17 protein-coding genes are annotated in these 21,992 nt (G+C 69.5%); 15 read left to right on the top strand and 2 right to left on the bottom strand.

Annotation, left to right across the window (positions count from 1 at the left end):
- Positions 1-241: 241 nt before the first annotated feature.
- Together IE107_RS19675 and IE107_RS19680 are read left to right on the top strand one after the other, a co-directional pair.
- Complete coding sequence (locus IE107_RS19675) at positions 242-1,663, top strand: NAD-dependent malic enzyme (protein WP_189545125.1); 1,422 nt, start codon at positions 242-244, stop codon at positions 1,661-1,663.
- A 608-nt stretch (positions 1,664-2,271) separates the two neighbouring features.
- Complete coding sequence (locus tag IE107_RS19680; RefSeq protein WP_003968811.1) at positions 2,272-2,553, top strand: HU family DNA-binding protein; 282 nt, start codon at positions 2,272-2,274, stop codon at positions 2,551-2,553.
- Positions 2,554-2,758: 205 nt separating this feature from the next.
- Here the strand turns inward: IE107_RS19680 and murA are convergent, their stop codons facing one another.
- Positions 2,759-4,099 carry a UDP-N-acetylglucosamine 1-carboxyvinyltransferase gene (gene murA, locus IE107_RS19685; RefSeq protein ID WP_189545126.1) on the bottom strand — a complete coding sequence of 447 codons (1,341 nt, stop codon included), beginning with the start codon at positions 4,097-4,099 and terminating at the stop codon, positions 2,759-2,761.
- Positions 4,100-4,375: 276 nt separating this feature from the next.
- On the opposite strand from murA, the gene IE107_RS19690 reads away from it, so the two are divergent.
- The 10 genes from IE107_RS19690 (at position 4,376) to IE107_RS19735 (ending at position 16,655) form a co-directional block, all read left to right on the top strand.
- A complete protein-coding gene (locus IE107_RS19690) occupies positions 4,376-4,936 on the top strand; it encodes a YqgE/AlgH family protein (RefSeq protein ID WP_072484143.1) in 561 nt (186 codons plus the stop codon).
- A 31-nt stretch (positions 4,937-4,967) separates the two neighbouring features.
- Complete coding sequence (locus IE107_RS19695) at positions 4,968-5,261, top strand: DUF3039 domain-containing protein (protein ID WP_072484142.1); 294 nt, start codon at positions 4,968-4,970, stop codon at positions 5,259-5,261.
- Positions 5,262-5,485: 224 nt separating this feature from the next.
- Positions 5,486-6,790 (top strand): extracellular solute-binding protein, encoded by a 1,305-nt coding sequence (locus IE107_RS19700; RefSeq protein WP_189545127.1) that lies wholly within the window; start codon positions 5,486-5,488, stop codon positions 6,788-6,790.
- A gap of 2 nt (positions 6,791-6,792) precedes the next feature.
- Positions 6,793-7,767: a carbohydrate ABC transporter permease gene (locus IE107_RS19705; protein ID WP_189545128.1), complete on the top strand. Its 975-nt coding sequence runs from the start codon at positions 6,793-6,795 to the stop codon at positions 7,765-7,767.
- 11 nt (positions 7,768-7,778) lie between these two features.
- Entirely contained in the window at positions 7,779-8,612 is an 834-nt protein-coding gene (locus tag IE107_RS19710; RefSeq protein ID WP_373302467.1) for a carbohydrate ABC transporter permease, read from the top strand.
- A 10-nt stretch (positions 8,613-8,622) separates the two neighbouring features.
- Positions 8,623-10,437, top strand: coding sequence for a beta-N-acetylhexosaminidase (locus IE107_RS19715; protein WP_189545238.1), 1,815 nt, complete (start codon positions 8,623-8,625; stop codon positions 10,435-10,437).
- Positions 10,438-10,833: 396 nt separating this feature from the next.
- Entirely contained in the window at positions 10,834-11,730 is an 897-nt protein-coding gene (locus IE107_RS19720; protein WP_189545130.1) for an FAD binding domain-containing protein, read from the top strand.
- Positions 11,727-13,718, top strand: a complete 1,992-nt coding sequence (locus IE107_RS19725; protein WP_189545131.1) for a (2Fe-2S)-binding protein — start codon at positions 11,727-11,729, stop codon at positions 13,716-13,718. Before IE107_RS19720 ends, IE107_RS19725 begins: the two co-directional genes overlap by 4 nt.
- Entirely contained in the window at positions 13,715-16,051 is a 2,337-nt protein-coding gene (locus tag IE107_RS19730; protein WP_189545132.1) for a xanthine dehydrogenase family protein molybdopterin-binding subunit, read from the top strand. The genes IE107_RS19725 and IE107_RS19730 overlap by 4 nt, the downstream gene beginning before the upstream one ends.
- Before the next feature lie 121 nt (positions 16,052-16,172).
- Entirely contained in the window at positions 16,173-16,655 is a 483-nt protein-coding gene (locus IE107_RS19735; protein ID WP_189545133.1) for a DUF2563 family protein, read from the top strand.
- Positions 16,656-16,947: 292 nt separating this feature from the next.
- On the opposite strand, the gene IE107_RS19740 is transcribed toward IE107_RS19735, so the two are convergent.
- Entirely contained in the window at positions 16,948-17,265 is a 318-nt protein-coding gene (locus IE107_RS19740) for a hypothetical protein (RefSeq protein WP_189545134.1), read from the bottom strand.
- A 941-nt stretch (positions 17,266-18,206) separates the two neighbouring features.
- Between IE107_RS19740 and mycP the strand changes: the two genes are divergently transcribed.
- From mycP to IE107_RS19755, 3 genes are all read left to right on the top strand, one after another.
- Positions 18,207-19,616, top strand: a complete 1,410-nt coding sequence (gene mycP, locus IE107_RS19745) for a type VII secretion-associated serine protease mycosin (protein ID WP_189545135.1) — start codon at positions 18,207-18,209, stop codon at positions 19,614-19,616.
- A gap of 251 nt (positions 19,617-19,867) precedes the next feature.
- Entirely contained in the window at positions 19,868-20,263 is a 396-nt protein-coding gene (locus IE107_RS19750) for a hypothetical protein (protein WP_189545136.1), read from the top strand.
- 2 nt (positions 20,264-20,265) lie between these two features.
- Entirely contained in the window at positions 20,266-21,987 is a 1,722-nt protein-coding gene (locus IE107_RS19755) for an alpha/beta hydrolase (protein WP_229867104.1), read from the top strand.
- Positions 21,988-21,992 lie beyond the last annotated feature (5 nt).

Consider the following 21,992-nt stretch of genomic DNA (forward strand, 5'->3'; position numbering starts at 1 on the left):
TCGCGCAGTCCGCTCCCGCGCAGAAGGTGCTCCATCTCACGTACATGGCCGGGACCTGATGTGTCCGGGACCGGCTGGGGGTTCCGCCGAAGCGGCCATATCTCGTATGGTGGAAAGTGCTTTCCGAAATGTGGCAGTCATTACCGGCTACCGGCCGGTAGGTGCGACGATCGGGAGGCGTGTCCGAGGCGAGCGCCCCGGTCGCGCGGCAATGAAGCTAAGGAAAGCGAAGGACTCGGCCATGGCAACGGCGCCCAGCGTCTCGTACTCGATGACGGTCAGGCTGGAGGTGCCCGCGAGCGGCACAGCGGTCTCCCAGCTCACCACGGCCGTGGAGTCCTCCGGCGGATCGGTCACCGGCCTCGACGTGACCGCCTCCGGTCACGAGAAGCTGCGGATCGACGTCACCATCGCGGCCACCTCCACCTCGCACGCCGACGAGATCGTCGAGGGCCTGCGCGACATCGAGGGCGTCGTCCTGGGCAAGGTCTCCGACCGTACGTTCCTGATGCACCTCGGCGGCAAGATCGAGATGGCGTCCAAGCACCCCATCCGCAACCGTGACGACCTCTCGATGATCTACACCCCCGGCGTGGCCCGGGTCTGCATGGCCATCGCCGAGAACCCCGAGGACGCCCGCCGCCTCACCATCAAGCGCAACACCGTTGCGGTCGTGACGGACGGCTCCGCCGTGCTCGGCCTCGGCAACATCGGCCCGATGGCGGCCATGCCGGTCATGGAGGGCAAGGCGGCCCTCTTCAAGCGGTTCGCCGATATCGACGCCTGGCCGATCTGCCTGGACACCCAGGACAGCGACGCCATCGTCGAGATCGTGAAGGCGATCGCCCCCGGCTTCGCGGGCATCAACCTGGAGGACATCTCCGCACCCCGCTGCTTCGAGATCGAGGCACGGCTGCGCGAGGCCCTGGACATCCCGGTCTTCCACGACGACCAGCACGGCACCGCGATCGTCGTGCTGGCCGCGCTGACCAACGCACTGCGCGTGGTGGGCAAGGGAATCGGGGACGTGCGGGTCGTCATGTCCGGCGCCGGAGCGGCCGGTACGGCCATCCTGAAGCTCCTCATCGCCGCGGGCGTCAAGCACGCCGTCGTCGCCGACATCCACGGTGTGGTGCACGCCGGCCGCGAGGACCTGGTCTCCGCCGCCGCCGACTCGCCGCTGCGCTGGATCGCCGACAACACCAACCCGGAGTCCGTCACCGGCACCCTCAAGCAGGCCGTCGCGGGCGCCGACGTCTTCATCGGCGTCTCCGCCCCGAACGTGCTGGACGGCGCCGATGTCGCCGCCATGGCCGACGATGCGATCGTGTTCGCGCTCGCGAACCCGGACCCCGAGGTGGACCCGGCAATCGCGCGCCAGACGGCGGCAGTTGTCGCCACCGGACGCTCCGACTTCCCGAACCAGATCAACAACGTGCTGGTCTTCCCGGGCGTCTTCCGCGGTCTGCTGGACGCTCAGTCCCGCACCGTCAACACCGAGATGATGCTCGCCGCGGCGCGCGCCCTCGCCGACGTGGTCGCCGAGGACGAGCTGAACGCGAACTACATCATCCCGTCGGTTTTCAACGACCGGGTCGCGGGCGCGGTCGCCGGTGCCGTCCGGGACGCCGCGAAGGCGGCCGCCGGTGCCGTGAAGGCCTAGTGCCGCGACCGGCAAGGTTCACCCCGTCGCGGCGGCCGGCACTTCCCCAAGCTCTCAGCCTCGTTCGAGCAGGGGAGCCCCCATTGCTCGCGGCGTTGGTCAAAAGCCCAGGTAGCGCGGCTACCTGGGCTTCCGGCCGCCTTGCGATCACACGCACCGGCCGCCGCTCCTTGACGGGCAAACCCTGCCGGTCGCGGCACCAGCCGTCCGGCGGTCGTGGCTGGGCTCACGTGCTTCGGACCCGGGTTCGCGCACCCGGCCCGGTCCGGGCCGCAGACCCCAGGGCCGGTCCGGCCTACGGCGCGTCGCGGTTCGCCGCGCCCCAAACGCCCCTTTAGGGTAGGCGGGCGGCGCGTCCCGCCAAGGCCCGCATCCGCTGCGGAACGTTTTCGGGAAGTCGACGGAACGTCACCACGACGAGGCAGTGGCGCTCTTCGTGTGACTCCGGAGGGGTGCCGGATTGGCGTTACCGCCGCAGGTGGGGGCAGGATGCGTAATCGGGCGCGAGGGTCTGACGACAGACCCGGGTCCGGGGACTGTCCGAGGGCCCTGGCAGCATCGGCTTCGATCTCACGCCTCACAGGCAAGAAGAACACGGGAGTAACAACATGAACCGCAGTGAGCTGGTGGCCGCCCTGGCCGACCGCGCCGAGGTGACTCGCAAGGACGCCGACGCCGTGCTGGCCGCGCTCGCCGAGACCGTCGGTGAGATCGTCGCCAAGGGCGACGAGAAGGTCACCATCCCCGGCTTCCTGACCTTCGAGCGCACCCACCGTGCCGCTCGCACCGCTCGTAACCCGCAGACCGGCGACCCGATCAACATCCCGGCCGGCTACAGCGTGAAGGTCTCCGCGGGCTCCAAGCTCAAGGAAGCCGCCAAGGGCAAGTAAGCCCCACAGGCGCGACGAAGGGCGGTCACCCCACCAGGGTGTCCGCCCTTCGGCGTACCGGCCCGAGAGGCCCCGTTCTGGGCCTTTACGGCCCGGTAAGGAGGAACCGGGACCCGGGCCGACGGGGAACGGGGGCCCGGAAACGAGGAACGGGGGCCCGGGGCGGCGCCCCGAACCCCCGTCAGCAGCCGTCCGGCGCCCGGTCTCAGACCAGCGAACCGCCCGGCAGCTCCACCTTCGCGCCCAGCTTCTCCAGCTTCTCCATGAAGTTCTCGTAGCCGCGGTTGATCAGGTCGATGCCGTGCACCCGCGACGTGCCCTGGGCCGCCAGTGCGGCGATCAGATACGAGAAACCGCCGCGCAGGTCCGGGATGACCAGATCCGCGCCCTGCAGCCGCGTCGGCCCGGACACGACCGCCGAGTGCAGGAAGTTGCGCTGGCCGAAGCGGCAGTCGGAGCCGCCCAGGCACTCGCGGTAGAGCTGGATGTGCGCGCCCATCTGGTTCAGCGCGGAGGTGAAGCCGAGCCGGGACTCGTACACCGTCTCGTGGACGATGGACAGGCCCGTGGCCTGTGTCAGGGCCACCACCAGCGGCTGCTGCCAGTCGGTCTGGAAGCCGGGGTGCACGTCCGTCTCCAGGGCGATGGCGTTCAGCGCGCCGCCCGGGTGCCAGAAGCGGATGCCCTCGTCGTCGATCTCGAAGGCGCCGCCGACCCGGCGGAAGGTGTTGAGGAACGTCATCATCGAGCGCTGCTGCGCGCCCCGCACATAGATGTTGCCCTCGGTGGCCAGCGCCGCGGACGCCCAGGAGGCCGCCTCCAGGCGGTCCGGGATCGCCCGGTGCGTATAGCCGTCCAGCCGGTCGACACCGGTGATCCGGATCGTCCGGTCGGTGTCCATCGAGATGATCGCGCCCATCTTCTGCAGTACGCAGATGAGGTCCTCGATCTCCGGCTCCACGGCCGCGTTGGACAGCTCGGTGACGCCCTCGGCGAGCACCGCCGTCAGCAGCACCTGCTCGGTGGAGCCCACCGAGGGGTACGGCAGCCGGATCTTGGTGCCGCGCAGCCGCTGCGGGGCCTCCAGGTACTGTCCGTCCGCCCGCTTCTCGATCGTCGCGCCGAACTGCCGCAGCACGTCGAAGTGGAAGTCGATCGGCCGGCCGCCGATGTCGCAGCCGCCGAGCCCCGGGATGAACGCGTGGCCGAGCCGGTGCAGCAGCGGGCCGCAGAAGAGGATCGGGATGCGCGACGAGCCCGCGTGGGCATCGATGTCGGCGACGTTCGCGCTCTCCACATGGGTCGGGTCCAGGATCAGCTCGCCCGGCTCGTCACCGGGCCGGACCGTCACACCGTGCAGCTGGAGCAGCCCCCGGACCACCCGCACGTCGCGGATGTCGGGCACATTGCGCAGCCGGCTGGGCCCGCTGCCGAGCAGCGCGGCGACCATTGCCTTCGGCACCAGGTTCTTGGCGCCTCTGACGCGGATCTCGCCCTCCAGCGGGGTTCCGCCGTGGACAAGCAGGACATCGTCTGTGCCGGTCATGAATCTCGCGTTCCGGAGTGGTCGGGCAGGGGGCCAAACGAAAGAGTAATGGCCCACCGCCCCCATTCCGTAAGAGAACAGGGGGTGCGCGAACGTCATGAATCCGCCACAACACGCTCTGCTTCCCGGGTCTTGCGGAGGGTTACCGTCCGCATGGCCCTCCGCAATGCGCGCTCCCCGTGCACCCGTGCGCCCTGAGCTGCGCTGCGGCCCGTCCGGCGGCCGGGCGGCCCACTCGCTCCCCGCGGGGAGCGAAGATGCGGGATCATTTCTGCCATGACCGAGGTGTCCTCGCTCACAGGGCGACTGCTCGTGGCCACACCCGCGCTCGCGGACCCGAATTTCGACCGCGCGGTGGTGCTGCTCCTCGACCACGACGAGGAGGGCTCGCTCGGCGTGGTCCTGAACCGCCCGACCCCGGTCGGTGTCCGCGACATCCTCATGCCCTGGGCCGGCCTGGCCGGCGAACCGGACGTCGTCTTCCAGGGCGGCCCGGTCTCGCTCGACTCGGCGCTCGGTGTGGCCGTCATCCCCGGTGACGAGGGGCCGCTCGGCTGGCGCCGGGTGTACGGGGCGATCGGCCTGGTGGACCTGGAGGCGCCGCCGGAGCTGCTGGCCGCGGCGCTCGGCTCGCTGCGGATCTTCGCCGGGTACGCGGGCTGGGGCCCCGGCCAGCTGGAGGCCGAGCTGACGGAGGGTGCCTGGTACGTGGTCGAGTCCGAACCCGGGGACGTCTCCTCCCCGCGCCCGGAACACCTCTGGCGCGCGGTCCTGCGCCGCCAGCGCAGCGAACTGGCGATGATCGCCACGTATCCGGACGACCCTTCGCTGAACTGAAAGCTCCGGGCTGTCGGTACCCTTGGCGGTTATGAGCACTCTTGAGCCCGAGCGCGGGGCAGGTACCGGAACCCTCGTGGAGCCGACGCCGCAGGTGTCGAACGGCGACGGCGACCACGAGCGCTACGCCCACTACGTCCAGAAGGACAAGATCATGGCGAGTGCCCTGGAGGGCACCCCCGTGGTCGCACTGTGCGGAAAGGTCTGGGTACCGGGGCGCGACCCCAAGAAGTACCCGGTCTGTCCCATGTGCAAGGAGATCTACGAGTCCATGGGCGCCGGTGGCGACAAGGACAAGGGCAAGGGCGGCAAGGACAAGAAGTAGCGAGAAGCAGGCCGGAGCCGTCCGGCGACCCATGCTTCGGGCCCCCGGGGCGCGCGTACGACGCGCGCCCCGGGGGCCCTTTGCGTTGCACGGGCTGCTTCACCGGGTCACAGAGTGGTAGAGACCACTTGTCGGTGCCCGTGTGCGCATCTACTCTCCTGCCAGTTGTGCAATACGAAACGTACGTTGCGTATGCTGCAACGCCTACCGGTAGGGAATCCCGGATGAAGCTGTCTGCCCGAATTGCCGCCCCGGCCGCGGCGCTTGTGCTGGCGGGTCTCACCGCCACCGGCTGTGCGCCGCAGACCTCCGACACCGGAGCCAAGAGGGACGAGAAGACCGGCACGCTGCGGGTCTGGCTGTTCCAGGAGGTCGGCAACAAACCCAAGGAGCAGGTCGTCGACGCGGCGGTCGCCGACTTCGAGAAGGCCCACAAGGGCGCAAAGGTTGAGATCGAGTACATACCGGTCGACACCCGCGCGCAGCGCATCGAGGCGGCGTTCAACGACCCGAAGAGCGCCCCGGACCTCATCGAGTACGGCAACACCGACACCGCCGGATACGTCAGGGACGGCGGACTCGCCGATGTGAGCGCCGAGTTCGCCGCCTGGGACGAGGCCGAGGAGACCGACCCGGCCGCCGAGCAGTCCGTGACGGTCGGCGGCAAGGTCTACGGAGCCCCGCTCTTCGTCGGCGTACGGGCCCTGTACTACCGCACGGACGTCTTCGAGGAGCTGGGGATCGGCGCCCCCAAGACCCAGGCCGAGCTGATCTCCACCGCCAGGAAGATCCACAAGAAGAAGCCGGACCTGTACGGACTGGCGGTCGGCGGCGCGTACACCTACGGCGCGATGCCGTTCATCTGGGCGGCCGGCGGCGAACTCGCCGACGAGAACAGCGGTACGTACAAGGCGGCCGTCAACAGCGCCGAGGCCCGCAAGGGCATCGAGGCCTACACCTCGCTCTTCGGCGACGACAACTGCCCGGCCGCCAAGTGCGCGGCCATGGGCGGCAACGCGACCGTCACCGCCTTCGCCTCGGGCAAGGCCGCCATGGCGATCGGCGGCGACTTCAGCCACGCCGCCGTGGAGGCGGGTCCGGTGAAGGGCAAGTACGCCGTGGTGCCGCTGCCCGGCGTCGCCGAGGGCTCCGTCGCCCCCGCGTTCGCGGGCGGGAACAACATCGGCGTACTGAAGAGCAGTTCGCACCGCACCCTTGCCGTGGACCTGATGAAGTCGCTGGCCGGCAAGCAGACGCAGGCGAAGATGTTCGACGCGATGGGCTTCCTGCCGACGTACACCGACGTGCGGGCCGCGGCCGCGAAGAAGGAGCCGTTCGTCGAGCCGTTCGTCAAGACGCTCGGCGCGGGCGCGAAGTCCGTCCCGGCCTCACCGGGCTGGGGACGGATCGACTCCTCGCTGATCCTGCCGACGATGTTCCAGGAGATCGTCAGCGGCCGCAAGGACGTCGCCACGGCCTCGGACGACGCGGCGAAGAAAATGGACGCCGCGTTCGCGGACGCGGGCTGACCATGACCGCGAACAGTACGACGAACAAAGCGCCCGGCGCCTCCCGGGCGGGCGGCACCTTTGCCTGCCCGCCCCGGCGTCGCCCCCCGGCCCCGTCCGCGCGCCGCTCAGGCTGGACCCCCTGGCTCTACCTCCTGCCCGCACTCGTCCTCCTCGGCGGGCTGCTCGTCTACCCGATCTGCCAACTCGGCCTGATCTCCTTCCTGGAGTACACCCAGGCCCAGGTCAGCGGGGGCGAACCGACCACCTTCCAGGGCCTCGGGAACTACGCGGCGCTCTTCGGCGACAGCCAGTTCCGGCAGGTACTCCTGACGACCGTGGTCTTCGCCGCCGCCTGCGTACTGGCCACCCTGCTCGTCGGCTGCGCGCTCGCCGTCCTGCTGACCCGGGTCCGGGCCCTGCCGAGGCTCGTGCTGATGCTGGCCGCGCTCGGCGCCTGGGCGACCCCGGCCATCACCGGGTCCACCGTCTGGGTGTTTCTCTTCGACCCGGACTTCGGCCCGGTCAACCGGGCGCTGGGGCTCGGCGACTTCTCCTGGACGTACGGGCGCTACAGCGCCTTCGCGCTGGTGCTCCTGGAAGTCCTGTGGTGCTCGTTCCCGTTCGTCATGGTGACGGTGTACGCGGGCATCCGGGCGATCCCCACCGAGGTGCTGGAGGCGGCCGCGCTGGACGGTGCCTCGCAGTGGCAGATCTGGCGGTCGGTCATGGCGCCGATGCTGCGGCCGATCCTCGTCGTCGTCACCATCCAGTCGATCATCTGGGACTTCAAGGTCTTCACCCAGATCTACGTCATGACGAGCGGCGGCGGCATCGCCGGCCAGAACCTGGTGCTCAACGTGTACGCCTACCAGAAGGCGTTCGCGTCCTCGGAGTACGGCCTCGGCTCGGCGATCGGCGTCGTGATGCTGGTGATCCTGCTGGCCGTCACGCTCGTCCATCTGCGCCTCGTGCAGCGCCAGGGGGAGGACCTGTGAGCGCACGGACCATGCTGCGCATCCGCCGGCCCGGCCGGACGGCCGCCGAGGCCGCGGCCCTGCTGATCGCCGCCGCGGTCGCCTTCCCGCTCTATTGGATGGTGCTCTCCGCCCTCAAACCGGCAGGCGAGATCCAGTCCACCGAACCCCGCCCGTGGACGGCCTCGCCGTCCCTGGACTCGTTCCGCCGGGTCTTCGAACAGAACGACTTCGGGCGGTACTTCCTCAACAGCCTGCTCGTCGCCGGAACGGTCGTCGTCGCCTCCGCGCTGGTCGCCTTCCTGGCGGCGACGGCGGTGACCCGGTTCAGATTCCGCTTCCGCACCACTCTGCTGATCATGTTCCTGGTCGCGCAGATGGTGCCGGTCGAGGCGCTGACCATCCCGCTGTTCTTCCTGATGCGGGACTTCGGGCAGCTGAACACGCTCGGCTCGCTGATCCTGCCGCACCTCGCCTTCTCGCTGCCGTTCGCGATCTGGATGCTGCGCGGCTTCGTCAAGGCCGTCCCGGAGGCGCTGGAGGAGGCCGCGTACATCGACGGGGCGAGCCGCACCCGCTTCCTGTGGCAGATCCTTTTCCCGCTGGTCCTTCCCGGCCTCGTGGCGACCAGCGTCTTCTCGTTCATCTCGACCTGGAACGACTTCCTGTTCGCGAAGTCGTTCATCATCAGCGACACCTCCCGGTCGACGCTGCCCATGGCGTTGCTGGTCTTCTTCAAACCCGATGAGAACGACTGGGGAGGGATCATGGCAGCCTCGACGGTGATGACCATTCCCGTGCTGGTCTTCTTCGTACTCGTACAGCGCCGCCTGGTCTCGGGACTCGGTGGAGCGGTAAAGGACTGACGCCATGGACATGGACACGGACCCGACCACCGGCCTGAGCGCCACCCCGGCGACCGACCCGGCCTCCGCCCTGATTCCGGCGCCCGTGCGCGTCGGTGGTGAGGGGCGGCCCGGCTTCCGGCTCGGCCCGTCCACCACCATCACGGCGGCCCCCGGCACGGAGAACACCGAACGCTGGCTGCGTGCCAGGCTCGGCGCCGCCTACGGCCTGCCGCTCGCCCCGCGGCCGGCCGCGGGGACCGCCGGGACCGGCGAGAGCGCCGTGAACGGTGGGGAGCACGGGGACAGCGGGCAGACCGAGAGCGGTGGGCGGACCGTGAACGGTGGGCAGGCCGAGAGCGGTGGGCAGGCCGCGTATGCCGTGCCGGCCGAGAACACCATTCGGCTGGGCATCGATCCGGCGCTGGAGCCGGAGGGCTACCGGCTGAGCACCGGGACCGGCGGAAGCGTCGAGATCACCGGAGGCAGCCCTGCCGGGGTCTTCTGGGGCGCGCAGACCCTCCGTCAGCTCCTGGGCCCCGAAGCCTTCCGCCGGGCGCCCGTCGATCCCGGCGCGCGGCCCGCGATCCCCGGCGCGGACATCGAGGACAGCCCCCGCTTCGCCTGGCGCGGCATGATGCTCGACGTGGCGCGGCACTTCATGGCCAAGGACGACGTCCTGCGCTACCTCGACCTCCTCGCCGCGCACAAGCTGAACGTCTTCCACTTCCATCTCACCGACGACCAGGGCTGGCGCATCGAGATCAAGCGCTACCCGCGGCTCACCGAGATCGGCTCCTGGCGGTCCCGTACGAAGCACGGCCACCGGGCGTCCGAACTGTGGGACGAGACCCCGCACGGCGGCTACTACACGCAGGACGACATCCGCGAGATCGTCGCGTACGCCGCCGAGCGGCATATCCGTGTCGTCCCGGAGATCGACATCCCGGGCCACTCGCAGGCCGCCATCGCCGCGTACCCCGAACTGGGCAACACCGACGTCATCGACACCACCACCCTCTCCGTCTGGGACACCTGGGGCATCAACGCGAACGTACTCGCCCCCACTGACAACACCCTGCGCTTCTTCGAAGGCGTCCTCGAAGAAGTGCTCGGCCTCTTCCCCGCCGCCACCTCGCCGTTCATCCACATCGGCGGCGACGAATGCCGCAAGGACCAGTGGAAGGAGTCGCCGCTCGCCCAGACCCGGATCGACGAACTCGGCCTGGCCGACGAGGACGAACTCCAGTCCTGGATCATCCGGCACTTCGACACGTGGCTCACCGCGCGCGGACGCCGGCTGATCGGCTGGGACGAGATCCTGGAGGGCGGCCTTCCGACGGGCGCCGCCGTGTCCTCCTGGCGCGGCTACGGCGGAGGGATCGCCGCCGCGGGGGCCGGCCACGACGTCGTCATGTGCCCGGAGCAGCACGTGTACCTGGACCACCGTCAGGACGGCGGACCCGACGAGCCGATGCCCATCGGCTTCGTCCGCACCCTGGAGGACGTCTACCGCTTCGAACCCGTACCGGCGGGCCTCTCCGAGGAAGCGGCCCGTCACATCCTGGGCACCCAGGCCAATGTCTGGACCGAGGTGATGCAGAACCGGGCCCGCGTCGACTACCAGGTCTTCCCGCGCCTCGCGGCGTTCGCGGAGGTCGCCTGGTCACCGCTGCCCGCCTCCGCCGAGCGGGACTTCGCGGACTTCGAGCGCCGAATGACCCCGCACTACGCCCGACTTGACGCTCTCGGTGTCGACTACCGGCCCCCGGGCGGGCCGTTGCCCCGGCAGCTGCGCCCCGGCGTGCTGGGCAGGCCCATCGACGGAACGCCCCCGAACGTGTGACCCCGACCGCACCCGGACTCCGGCCGGCGCGCTCCGAAACGGGCGGGCCGGCCGGCGGTTTTTTGTCCGGAACTCGCCCTGTGGCAACGGCCCCCGCACCGGGGCTCCACGACGGGGCATCACGGCGGGGCTCCGCAACCGGCCTCGCGCCGGAGTGCTGCTGAGGAACAATCGGCAGCAGGACAGGGCGAAGATTCGCAATTCGCACTCGGCGCCGAAGCGGGTCGAAGCGGCCCGAAACGGGAACATTCCCCTGATCAGTGATGGATGCGCCCTTCGTGGACCCTCGCGTCGGTCCGATCCGAAGATGTGCCAGAGTTGCCACGTCCAGGCTTTGAGCACGTACCGTACGGCGAAACAGCCGGACAGCCGGGACACCGGGAAGGGGCAGCTGGGTTGACCACGCACGCACCGCAGGCGACGCAGTCCGTGACGTTGCCGGCCTCGCTCGACGAGGCCGTGGCGGCACTCGGCGCCATGCCCGCCGCCGTTCCTGTGGCAGGCGGCACAGACCTGATGTCGGCCGTCAACAAGGGGTTGCTGCGCCCCTCGGGTCTGGTCGGCCTCGGCCGGATCAGCGAGCTGCGCGGCTGGCACTACCAGGACGGCCACGCCCTGCTCGGCGCCGGACTCACCCATGCGCGCATGGGCCGGCCCGACTTCGCCGCCCTCATCCCCGCCCTGGCCGCGTCGGCACGCGCCGCGGGCCCGCCCCAGATCCGCAACGCCGGAACGCTCGGCGGCAACATCGCCACCGCGGCCCCGACCGGCGACGCCCTGCCGGTGCTCGCCGCGCTGGAGGCCGAGCTGGTCGTCGCCGGGCCGGGCGGCGCCCGCCGCGAGATCCCGGTCTCGCACCTGCTGGCCGGCCGCGCCATGCTCGAACCCGCCGAGCTCATCGGCTTCGTCCGGGTGCCCCTGCTGCACGCCCCCCAGGTCTTCCTGAAGGCCACTGGCCGCACCGGCCCCGGCCGCGCCACCGCGTCCGTGGCGATCGTCCTCGACCCGGCCCGGCGCGGGGTGCGCTGCGCGGTCGGCGCCATCGCGCCGATGCCGCTGCGGCCGCTGGAGGCCGAGCGCTGGATCGCCTCACTGATCGACTGGGACGGTGAACGGGGCCTGGCCCCCGACGCGCTGACCGCCTTCGGCGAGTACGTCGCCGCGGCCTGCATCCCGGACCAGGAACCGCCCGCCGACGGGGGAGAGGCGCCACCGCTGCCCCCCGCCGTACTGCACCTGCGGCGGACCGTCGCCGCGCTGGCCCGACGCGCGCTGGGGAGGGCACTGTCGTGAGCAACGAGGACCGCAACGATCAGTACGGGCAGCAGGAGCACCTGCAGCACGGGGGCTGGCAGCCGACGCCGCAGGGCAGCGAGTACGACGCCGATGCCACGGCCTTCGTCCACCTGCCGCCGGAGGACCTGGCGAACATCCCGCTGGCCGCGCCCGGTCACGGCTACGTACCGCCGATGATCCTGCCGCTGACGCCCGCGGCCGGGCTCGACCCGTCGGCCACGGGCAGCTGGGTCGTACAGACGCAGAACCCGCAGGAGCACGGTCCCGGCGCCGAGCAGTCGGCACCCGGGGCGGTGCACTGGCCGGACCCGAACCAGCAGCAGGGCCCGTACGACTACGGGTACCAGTACCCGCAGGCCCCTGACACCTCCCAGGTCCCGCAGGTCCCGCAGCTCCCCCACGACGCGTACTCGCAGGAGCAGTACGGAGAGACGCAGGGGACGGCCACGGGCCAGTGGAACTTCACCGAGTCCACGGAGTTCGGCATCCACACCGGCCAGGCCGGCCACGTGGATCAGGGCGACCACGCGGGTCAGACCGGCCACGTCGAGCACGGGGGGCCGACCGGCCACGTCGAGAACGCGGAGCCGACCGGCCACGTCGACCATGCGAGTCATGCCGGCCACGGTGGCCACACGGGGCAGTGGACGATCCCGGTCGCCGACGGTGATCTCCCGGAGGAGTCCGGCGAATTCGCCGCCTCGGCCCTGGCCGCCCAGTGGTACGGGGACCGGACCCCGCCGGCCACGCTGCCGGGCGGTGCGCCCGCACCGTGGGCGACGCAGCAGCAGACCCCCGAGCCGGAGCCCATCCCTGAGCCCGCGCCCGCTCCCGAACCCACTCCCGATCCCGAGGCACTGGCCCCTGAGGAGGCACTGGCCCCCGAGGTGGCTCCGGCACCCACGGAGGTACCGGCACCCGAGGTGGCACTGGCACCCGCGGAGGTACCGGCACCCGAGGTGGCTCCGGCCCCCGCTGAGGCACCGGAGACGGTCTCCGACCACGCTTCGGCTTCGGACGAGGCCCCCTCCGACTCCGAGCGTCCGACGGAGGCCGTGCCCGAGCAGCACTCGGCGGGCCGGCCACCGGAGCCGACCGCCGACGCCCCGCAGCCCGTGGTCGCCCACGACGCCGCACCGGACCCGTCGGCCGACACAGCACCGTCCGAAGCGCAGACCCCCGACGCCGAGTCTCCCGATTCCGAGCCGCTCGACGCCCTCCAACCGGCCGCCGACGCCCAACCGGCCGCCGACGCCCAGCCGACCACCGAGCTTCAGCCGGCCGCCGACGCCCAACCGGCCGCCGACGCCCAGCCGACCACCGAGCTTCAGCCGGCCGTCGACCCCCGGCCGGCCGTCGACCCCCAGCCGCTCGGCGTCCCGAACGAGCATCCCGCTGCCTCCTACGTCCTGCGTGTGAACGGCGCCGACCGCCCCGTCACCGACGCCTGGATCGGAGAGTCGCTCCTCTACGTGCTCCGTGAGCGCCTCGGCCTGGCCGGTGCCAAGGACGGCTGCTCGCAGGGCGAGTGCGGCGCGTGCAGCGTCCAGGTGGACGGCCGGCTGGTCGCCTCCTGCCTGGTCCCCGCGGCGACCGCGGCCGGCAGCGAGGTGCGTACGGTCGAGGGCCTCGCCGTGGACGGCGAGCCGTCCGACGTGCAGCGCGCCCTCGCCAAGTGCGGCGCCGTCCAGTGCGGCTTCTGCATTCCCGGTATGGCCATGACCGTCCACGACCTGCTGGAGGGCAACCACGCCCCCAGCGAGCTGGAGGCGCGCCAGGCGCTCTGCGGAAATCTCTGCCGCTGTTCCGGCTATCGCGGTGTCCTCGACGCCGTCAACGAGGTCATCGCAGGCCGCGAGGCCACCATCGACCCAGCCTCGTCGGACTCCACGTCCCCGGAGCCCGACGAGGTCCGCATCCCGCACCAGGCGGCCCCCGGGGCCGGTGGCGTCCAGTCGCACCCGCAGGACGGAGGCATGGCGTGAGCAACGACGCAGCCACCGCTGCCAACGCGACCAGCACAAGGATCACCACTCCGGTGACGGAGGGCCCCGACACCGAGCCGCCCGCACTCGGCCTCGGCGTCTCGCTGCCGCCAGCCGATGTGCGCGCCAAGACCGAGGGCACCTTCCCGTACGCCGCCGACCTCTGGGCCGAGGGCCTGCTCTGGGCGGCCGTCCTCCGCTCCCCGCATCCGCACGCCCGCATCCTGTCCATCGACACCTCGGCCGCCGCCGAGATGGCAGGCGTACGGGCCGTCATCACGCACGAGGACATCCCCGGGGAGGGCGCGTACGGCCGCAGGGTCGTCGACCGCCCGGTCTTCGCGTCCGACCTGGTCCGCCACCACGGCGAGCCGATCGCCGCGGTCGCCGCCGACCACCCCGACACCGCCAGGCTCGCCGCCGCGGCCATCGCCGTCGAGTACGAGGTCCTCGAACCGGTCACCGACCCGGAGAAGGCGTTCGCCGCCGAACCGCTCCACCCCGACGGCAATCTGATCCGCCACATCCCGCTGCGCTACGGGGACCCGGACGCCACCGGCGAGGTCGTCGTCGAGGGCCTGTACCGCATCGGCCGCCAGGACCCGGCCCCGATCGGCGCCGAGGCCGGACTCGCCGTGCCCCGCCCCGACGGCGGGGTGGAGATCTACACCGCATCCACCGACCCGCACACCGACCGCGATCTCGCCGCCGCCTGCTTCGGCCTCGAACCGGAACGGGTGAAGGTCGTCGTCACGGGCGTCCCCGGTGCGACCGGCGACCGCGAGGACCCCGGCTTCCAGCTCCCGCTCGGCCTGCTCGCCCTGCGCACCGGCTGTCCGGTCAAGCTGACCGCCACCCGCGAGGAGTCCTTTCTCGGCCACTCCCACCGACACCCGACACTGCTGCGCTACCGCCACCACGCGGACGCCGACGGGCGGCTGGTGAAGGTCGAGGCGCAGATCCTGCTCGACGCGGGCGCGTACGCCGACTCCTCGTCCGAGTCGCTGGCCGCGGCGGTGGCGTTCGCCTGCGGACCGTACGTCGTCCCGCACGCGTTCATCGAGGGCTGGGCCGTCCGCACCAACAACCCGCCGTCGGGCCATGTGCGCGGCGAGGGCGCGATGCAGGTCTGCGCGGCGTACGAGGGCCAGATGGACAAGCTGGCTGCCAAGCTCGGCATCGACCCGGCCGAACTGCGCCTGCGCAACGCCCTGTCCACCGGCGACATCCTGCCCACCGGCCAGACGGTCACCTGCCCCGCGCCCGTCTCCGAACTCCTCACCTCCGTACGGGACTTCCCCCTCCCCGCTCTCCCCAAGGACGCCCCGGAGGACGACTGGCTGCTCCCCGGCGGCCCCGAGGGCGCGGGCGAGCCCGGTGCGGTGCGCCGAGGGGTCGGCTACGCGCTCGGCATGGTCCACATGCTCGGCGCGGAGGGTGCCGACGAGGTCTCCACGGCGACGGTCAGGGTCCACGACGGCATCGCCACGGTCATCTGCGCGGCGGTCGAAACGGGCCAGGGTTTCTCGACCCTCGCCCGCCAGGTCGTCCAGGAGACCCTGGGCATCGAAGAGGTCCACGTGGCGTCCGTCGACACCGACCAGCCCCCGGCCGGTCCGGCGACGCACGGCCGCCACACCTGGGTGTCGGCCGGAGCGGTGGAGCGCGCCGCCAGAATGGTCCGCACCCAGCTCCTCCAGCCCCTGGCCCACAAGTTCGGCATGTCCACGGAGCTGCTGCAGATCGCCGACGGCAAGATCACCTCGTACGACGGTGTGCTGTCCACGACGGTCACGGAAGCGATGGACGGCAAGGAACTCTGGGCCACGGCCCAGTGCCGCCCCCACCCGACCGAACCCCTCGACGAATCCGGCCAGGGCGACGCCTTCGTCGGCCTCGCCTTCTGCGCGATCCGCGCGGTGGTGGACGTCGACATCGAACTCGGCTCCGTCCGGGTCGTGGAGATGGCGATCGCCCAGGACGTCGGCCGGGTCCTCAACCCGTCCCAGCTGGCGACGCGCATCGAGGCCGGCGTCACCCAGGGCATCGGCGCCGCCCTCACCGAGAACCTCCGCAGCGCCCGCGGCCTGATCCGCCACCCCGACCTCACCGGCTACGCGCTCCCGACCGCCCTGGACGCGCCCGAAATTCGCATCGTCAAACTCATCGAGGAACGCGACGTGGTGGCCCCCTTCGGCGCCAAGCCCGCCTCCGCGGTCCCCGTGGTGACGTCCCCGGCAGCAGTGGCCGCAGCAGTACGCGCGGCCACCGGCCGCCCGATAAACCGCCTCCCCATCAGACCCCAGGCGGCGGTGGCGTCCCCCAACTCCTGAGCCCTGCACGAATGGCGCGATCCGGGTTGCAGATGCAACCCGGAGATGCACAGTGTCACCACCGCTGACTAAGGTGAACCTCGAAGCGGCGAACGGCTGTTGCCAAACGGGGGAGGACGCTGTGGGACAGAGCGATCCGGGGACGGATTCACCGGCATACCCATGGGCCGTCATCGGTGCCGTAGGAGCGGCCGGGGCGATCTCCCCGGGCGCCGCGAACGAACTGGTCACCGAACTCACGTCGTTCACGAAGTTCCGCGACCGCATCGACGGGCTCCTCCGTGACCTCAAGGGATCTCCGGCCGGCCCCGGGAAGGTCGGCGAGGACACGATGGGACGGGAGCGCTTCGGTGGCGGCAAGGGCCAGTGGTCGGAAGCGGACGCTCTGCACGGCTCGTACTCCAAGGTCATCAAGGAGCTGGAGGAGCTGTCCCAACTGCTCTCCGACTCCATCGAGGGCATGAGCATCGCTGTCCTCGGGGCGCACAAGGGCTACGAGAACGTCGACTTGGACGTGCGAGACCGCATGCTCGCGATCCGCGGGCGCACGAATGCCCACCACAAGGCCGAGCAGAAGCATGTGTCCGAAGTCGGCATCTTCTGATGCTGACGTGATGTGCTCTGCAGGCGGATGACGGGGACGGGGAGAAGGACGGCGTCATGGGTACGGATTTCGACAACAAGACGCACGCGCAGATGCTGGAGTGGCTGGACCAGGCCAACAGCGGCGAGATGCAGGCAGCGGCGGATCGCCTTTTGAGCGCGGCATCGGAGATCCACAAGATCGGTGAGGACCTGAAGGTCCGCCCGCAGTTGGTGGATTGGAAGGGTCAAGGAGCCGATGCATTCCGTAGGTGGAGTGCAGATCTGGCCAACGCGACGTTGCGCCTCGGGGACTACAGCGAGGGGGTCTCCAAGTGGCTGAGTGAGGCGTCGAACGCGGTTGCGTCGGCCCAGGCCTCGATTCCGCGGACCGAGGCGGGTGCGCAGGCGAACATGGAGGCGGCTCTCGCGGCACGGAACGATCCGGATGCTTCGGAGGTGGCGAAGAAGTCCGCGGAGACGCTGATCGAGTCCGGAAAGAGGAACCGCGAGGAGGCGGCCGCGCAGATGCGGAGGCTGTCGCAGACGTACACCTTCTCGTCGTCGCAGATGACTTCTCTGGAGAAGCCGGTGTTTCCGGCGATGCCGAAGGTGATTGCTCCGCAGGCCATTGAGGGGCGTGGTGGGGGACAAGACGGACACGTCGGGTCTGGGCTCGGATCTGCCGCTGGAGCTGCCGGGTATGCCAGCGCACCCGGACACGGCACCGAAGCGTCGGCTGGTGTGATCGCGCCTGCTGAAGGCATGGGCGCCTTCCCACGCACCGGGTCGCCTTCAGCCTCGAGGCCGGTGGACATGGGGATCGATGGAGTGGCCGTACCACCGGATACTCCGGCGCCTCCGGTCGCGAGTCCTGTGCTGCCGCCAACCGGGCCAAGGCATGACGTGGTTCCCCCGCCGACCCTGGGTGCCATGCCTCCTGTTCCCAATCTCAGCCCTTCCGCACCGCGCAGCACGAGTGGAGGAGGTAGAACGACGGGACTGCCGCGCACGCCAGTGTCAGCCCCGGGGGTGACTCCGCTTGGTCCCGGGCCGACGGGCCGCGCCCCCGGGCCCAATGGGATCACCGGTGGTCGCGTTGTACCCCCAGGCCCAGGACGTTTCGCGGTTGGCATCCCGCGTGGCACGGTCATCGGCAGCGAGAACGTTCACGGCACTGCGCCTATGGGCCGTGCCCCGGGCATGGGCGGTGGAATGGGTCCCGTCGTCTCTCCGAACGCAATTGGCGGTGGTCGTCGATTGGCAGGGGAGGTGGGCGGTGTTGTTGGGGGACGCCAGCAGCAGGGGCAGGCGGGCACGCGCCCGTTCACGCCTGGCGGGTCGGGCCTGGTGAGAGGCGGCGCCGCGGGCGATCCCGAGCGCGGTGCGGGGCCGGTAGGACGGGGTGGTGGGAGTGCCCCTCAAGGCTCTCGAACGCGCGTGACGGGGCGCGACGGTGACGGTGAGAGGCCCGACTACCTGGTCGAAGACGATGAGACCTGGCAGCAAGGCAGCCGACGTGTTGCCCCGCCAGTCATCGACTGATCAAACAGTGAACTCACGAAGGATTCGCATGTACATCAGGAACAGGGGAGTCACACGAGGGCGAACCTTGGTGTCGGCCGTGTTGGGCGTACTCCTGATGGGCGGTTCTGCTGGGCCCGCGCTCGCCGACTCCACGCGTTCCATGCAGTGGCACCTCGACGCCATGAAGGCCGACGAGATGTGGAAGACAAGTACGGGCAAGGGCGTTGTTGTTGCTGTGCTCGACAGTGGTGTGGATCCGGAGAATCCCGATCTCGTGGGGCAGATTCTCAAGGGAAAGAATCTGGAGCCGGACGTCAAGGGTGACGAGCACACTGACTATGACGGTCACGGCACGAGCATGGCTGGACTGATTGCAGGGACCGGCCGGAGTAACGGAGGGAACGGTGCGTTCGGGCTTGCACCAGGAGCGAAGATTCTTCCGGTCCGTATGCCTGAATCCGGAGTGGGGGCAACCCAGGCAGAAGGGGATGAAAAGTTCAACAGGATTGCTCCCGTGGCAATTCGGTACGCGGTAGGGCGCGGTGCGAAAGTCATCAACATTTCCCTGGGCGCGCAGTCGGGATCGCAAGCGCTTACGGATGCGGTGAAATACGCCCTCGACAATGGGGCGTTGATCTTTGCTGCGGCGGGCAACAGTGGCGACGGGGCCAACCTGCTTGAGTACCCAGTCGGAACCCCTGGAGTCGTTGGCGTTGGCGCCATCGATCACGACGCTAAGAAAACTGACGAGTCCCAGTACGGGCCGCAGATTGATTTCACGGCCCCCGGAATCGACATGGTCCACCCCTGCACAGGTGGAACTCAGCTGTGCAAGACGAGTGGAACCAGCGACGCCACCGCCATCGCCTCAGCCTCAGCTGCCCTCATCTGGGCCAAGCATCCCGACTGGACCAACAACCAGGTCCTCCGCGTCATGCTGAACACCGCAGGTCGCTCGACCAGCGGCGCGAAGCGCAACGACTACATCGGATACGGCGCGGTCCGCCCCCGCATCGCCCTCAAGAACCCCGGCGACCCCGGCCCGCCCGACGTGTACCCGCTCCCCGACCTCGCGGCGGCCGAGAGCTCGAGCCCCAGCCCTTCCACCAAGCCTTCCAAGGCGACCGAGGGTTCAGCGGACGCCGACAAGTCGGCTGCTTCAGCCCCCGCTTCCGAGGACAGCAAAGGGAACACGGGGATCTGGATCGGGCTGGGCGTAGGCGCGGTCGCGCTCATCGGCGCAGTGGCGGCAGTCCTGGCCGTCCGCTCCCGCCGTCGCAAGTCCGGCCCCGCAACTGCCCCACCCGCGTACCCGTATCAACCCCTGTACCCCAACCCGTACCAGCAACCACAGCCTCAGCCCACACCCCCGTCCTTCGGACCTTCTTCCCCTGCGCTCCCCGGAAACAACTCACCCCATGGCGGACCCTCATATGGTGAAGTGCCGAGGAATTGAGTCCATATGTGGAATCCTCAGTCGTTCGGTTCCTATGAGTCTTGAGTCATCCGATGAAATCTGGCAGCAAGGTGGTCGACGTGTTGTTCCGCGGGCCTCGACTGATCGATGGGGAATAGGGTCACCCGTGGACCAGGGGCTTCATGAACTGTGAGAAGCTCACGTTCTTCTCCGGCCCCGAGAACGCGTGCTCAGGGCCAAGGGAGCCCCGGTGTTTAGCCTGTAGATTTTCAAATACTGAGGGGGTACGCATGTCCACACCGATTGGCGGCGGAACGCAGGGATTCTGGATCGAGCCGGGTGAGGTCGGGAAAGCGGGTGAGGCCGCACGCAAGGTTGCCCAGGACATACCGGAAGACATCAAGGTCCTGTTCGCGCCGACGGATGCGGCGGTCGCCGGTCTCACCGGTTTTCAGTCCGCTCAAGCGATCGATGACTGCCTGGAGGAGTGGACGAAGGCACTGCGTTCTTTGGCAGGCATGGTGGGGAACGCCGCGGACGCGGTCAGCAACTCCAGTAAGAGCTTCACCCAAGAGGACCAGGAGCGCCGCCATTCGTTCCTCGGTCTCGGCCCCTACGCCCCGGGTTCCGCTGGCCCGTATGCCCCTGGAATCACGACGTCCCCGCTGGCGAACGGAGGGCGCTGAGCATGCGAGTCTCGGAACTCCGTGACGCCAAGCCGCTTCTGCTGACCGATGCCGGAGATGTCTGGGACAGGCTGGCAGAGGGCTTCACCGCCCATGCCCGTGACTTCGGCAGGTATCTGCACCGTCCGATCACGCAGCAGGGCATCTGGGGTGGGGTGGCTGCCGAGTCCGCTGCTGATCGGCTCGCCCGGATGCAGCGTGATCTGAACGTTGCCAAGCAAGAACTAGACGGGGTGGGTACCGTGCTGAGGGCCTGTGGCGAGGAGTTGGCCACCCACCAGGTCCGGCTCAGGGAAGCCGTTGCAGACGCCACGGAGGCGGGTTACAAGGTCGCTGATGATGGTGCGGTCACCGCCCCGACTGTCGATGTCAAAAATCTGGCACCAGGTGATGTGGCGATGATGAACCGTGACCACGCGGCTCACGCTCAGGAGTACGCTGGCCGGATTGGTGATGCCCTGAGCGCGGCACAGGCAGCCGACAAGGAATACGCGGCGGCGATCAAGCTTTTCACCGACGCGGCCAAACGGTGTGCCAAGGGCGACTGGAGCGCCGGCCTGCTGGAGTTGGCGACCGCGAACGGACTCAACAGCGAGCTGTTGTCCGAGCTCGGCATGCCGCAAAAGGGGGCCTCGCCCGCGGCCGTACAGGCATGGTGGGCGGGGCTCTCCCCCAGCCTGCAGGCAGAGCTGATCCACGACTACCCGCAGCAGATCGGGAATCGCGACGGGATTCCGGCAGCCGACCGTGACAGAGCCAATCGGACTTACCTGCCACTGCTGTTGAGTAGTTTGGAGGCCGACTATGCCGGGGCGGTCGGGGACGAGGCGACAGTACTCAAAGACAAGATCGAGGGTGTGAAAGGCATCCAGCAGCAACTGGACCGGGGCCGAGAACCCCGTCCGTATCTGCTCGGAATGGGCTCAGAAGGCAACGGTCGGGCTATCGTTTCGTTCGGCAATCCGGACAGTTCGAAGAACGTTTCTGCATATGTGCCGGGCCTGAATACCAAGCTGAGCGGACACTTTGCGTCATCGGACGTGGACCGAGCCTGGAACGTGGCACACACCGCGAACAAGATGTACCCGGACACCACGACCGCCTCCATCGTCTGGCTCGGCTACGACGCACCCCAGTTGGACGGTTTCAAGTGGTCGGCTACCGACGTTATGCGGGAGGGTGACGCCAAGGCCGGGGCCCCTGCCTATGACAGCTTCTTGAACGGCATTCGGGCTACCCATGAATCCGGCTCACCGCATGTGACGGCCATCGGACACTCATACGGATCTCTGACCGTGGGGCAGGCCACTCAGCAGCCTGGCGGAATCCCCGCCGACGATGTGGTCCTTGTTGGTAGTCCGGGCGTCGGCGTCGATAAGGCGTCCGACCTCGGGGTGGGAACCGGCCACGTCTATGTCGGAGCGGCGGAGAACGACCAGGTAACCAACCTTCCCACGTCCAATCCTTTGGAGTACGTCGCTCCAGGGAGCGAGTACGGTCCTAAAAAGAACTGGTTCGGTACAGACCCCGCTGACAACCATTTCGGGGGCCATCACTTCAGCGTGGCCCCCGGCAAGGATACGGGCCTTGCTGGGCTCGCGACCGGAGACCTGCCCGCGCATTCGATCTACTTCGACCCGATCGAGGGCGGCGATTCCCTGAACAACATTGCGAGCGTCGTGGCCGGTCATGGTGACAAAATCCAGAATGCGGCACCGAGGTGAAGCCC

Origin of the sequence: Streptomyces gelaticus (assembly GCF_014649535.1) — a bacterium.
GTDB classification, from domain to species: Bacteria; Actinomycetota; Actinomycetes; order Streptomycetales; family Streptomycetaceae; genus Streptomyces; species Streptomyces gelaticus.

What these genes read in the sequence shown, in the direction of transcription:
- IE107_RS19675 (WP_189545125.1), top strand. Translation starts at nt 242, where the DNA reads ATGGCAACGGCGCCCAGCGTCTCGTACTCGATGACGGTCAGGCTGGAG.
- IE107_RS19680 (WP_003968811.1), top strand. Translation starts at nt 2,272, where the DNA reads ATGAACCGCAGTGAGCTGGTGGCCGCCCTGGCCGACCGCGCCGAGGTG.
- murA (WP_189545126.1), bottom strand. Translation starts at nt 4,099, where the DNA reads ATGACCGGCACAGACGATGTCCTGCTTGTCCACGGCGGAACCCCGCTG.
- IE107_RS19690 (WP_072484143.1), top strand. Translation starts at nt 4,376, where the DNA reads ATGACCGAGGTGTCCTCGCTCACAGGGCGACTGCTCGTGGCCACACCC.
- IE107_RS19695 (WP_072484142.1), top strand. Translation starts at nt 4,968, where the DNA reads ATGAGCACTCTTGAGCCCGAGCGCGGGGCAGGTACCGGAACCCTCGTG.
- IE107_RS19700 (WP_189545127.1), top strand. Translation starts at nt 5,486, where the DNA reads ATGAAGCTGTCTGCCCGAATTGCCGCCCCGGCCGCGGCGCTTGTGCTG.
- IE107_RS19705 (WP_189545128.1), top strand. Translation starts at nt 6,793, where the DNA reads ATGACCGCGAACAGTACGACGAACAAAGCGCCCGGCGCCTCCCGGGCG.
- IE107_RS19710 (WP_373302467.1), top strand. Translation starts at nt 7,779, where the DNA reads ATGCTGCGCATCCGCCGGCCCGGCCGGACGGCCGCCGAGGCCGCGGCC.
- IE107_RS19715 (WP_189545238.1), top strand. Translation starts at nt 8,623, where the DNA reads ATGGACACGGACCCGACCACCGGCCTGAGCGCCACCCCGGCGACCGAC.
- IE107_RS19740 (WP_189545134.1), bottom strand. Translation starts at nt 17,265, where the DNA reads ATGGCCTGCGGAGCAATCACCTTCGGCATCGCCGGAAACACCGGCTTC.
- mycP (WP_189545135.1), top strand. Translation starts at nt 18,207, where the DNA reads ATGTACATCAGGAACAGGGGAGTCACACGAGGGCGAACCTTGGTGTCG.
- IE107_RS19750 (WP_189545136.1), top strand. Translation starts at nt 19,868, where the DNA reads ATGTCCACACCGATTGGCGGCGGAACGCAGGGATTCTGGATCGAGCCG.
- IE107_RS19755 (WP_229867104.1), top strand. Translation starts at nt 20,266, where the DNA reads ATGCGAGTCTCGGAACTCCGTGACGCCAAGCCGCTTCTGCTGACCGAT.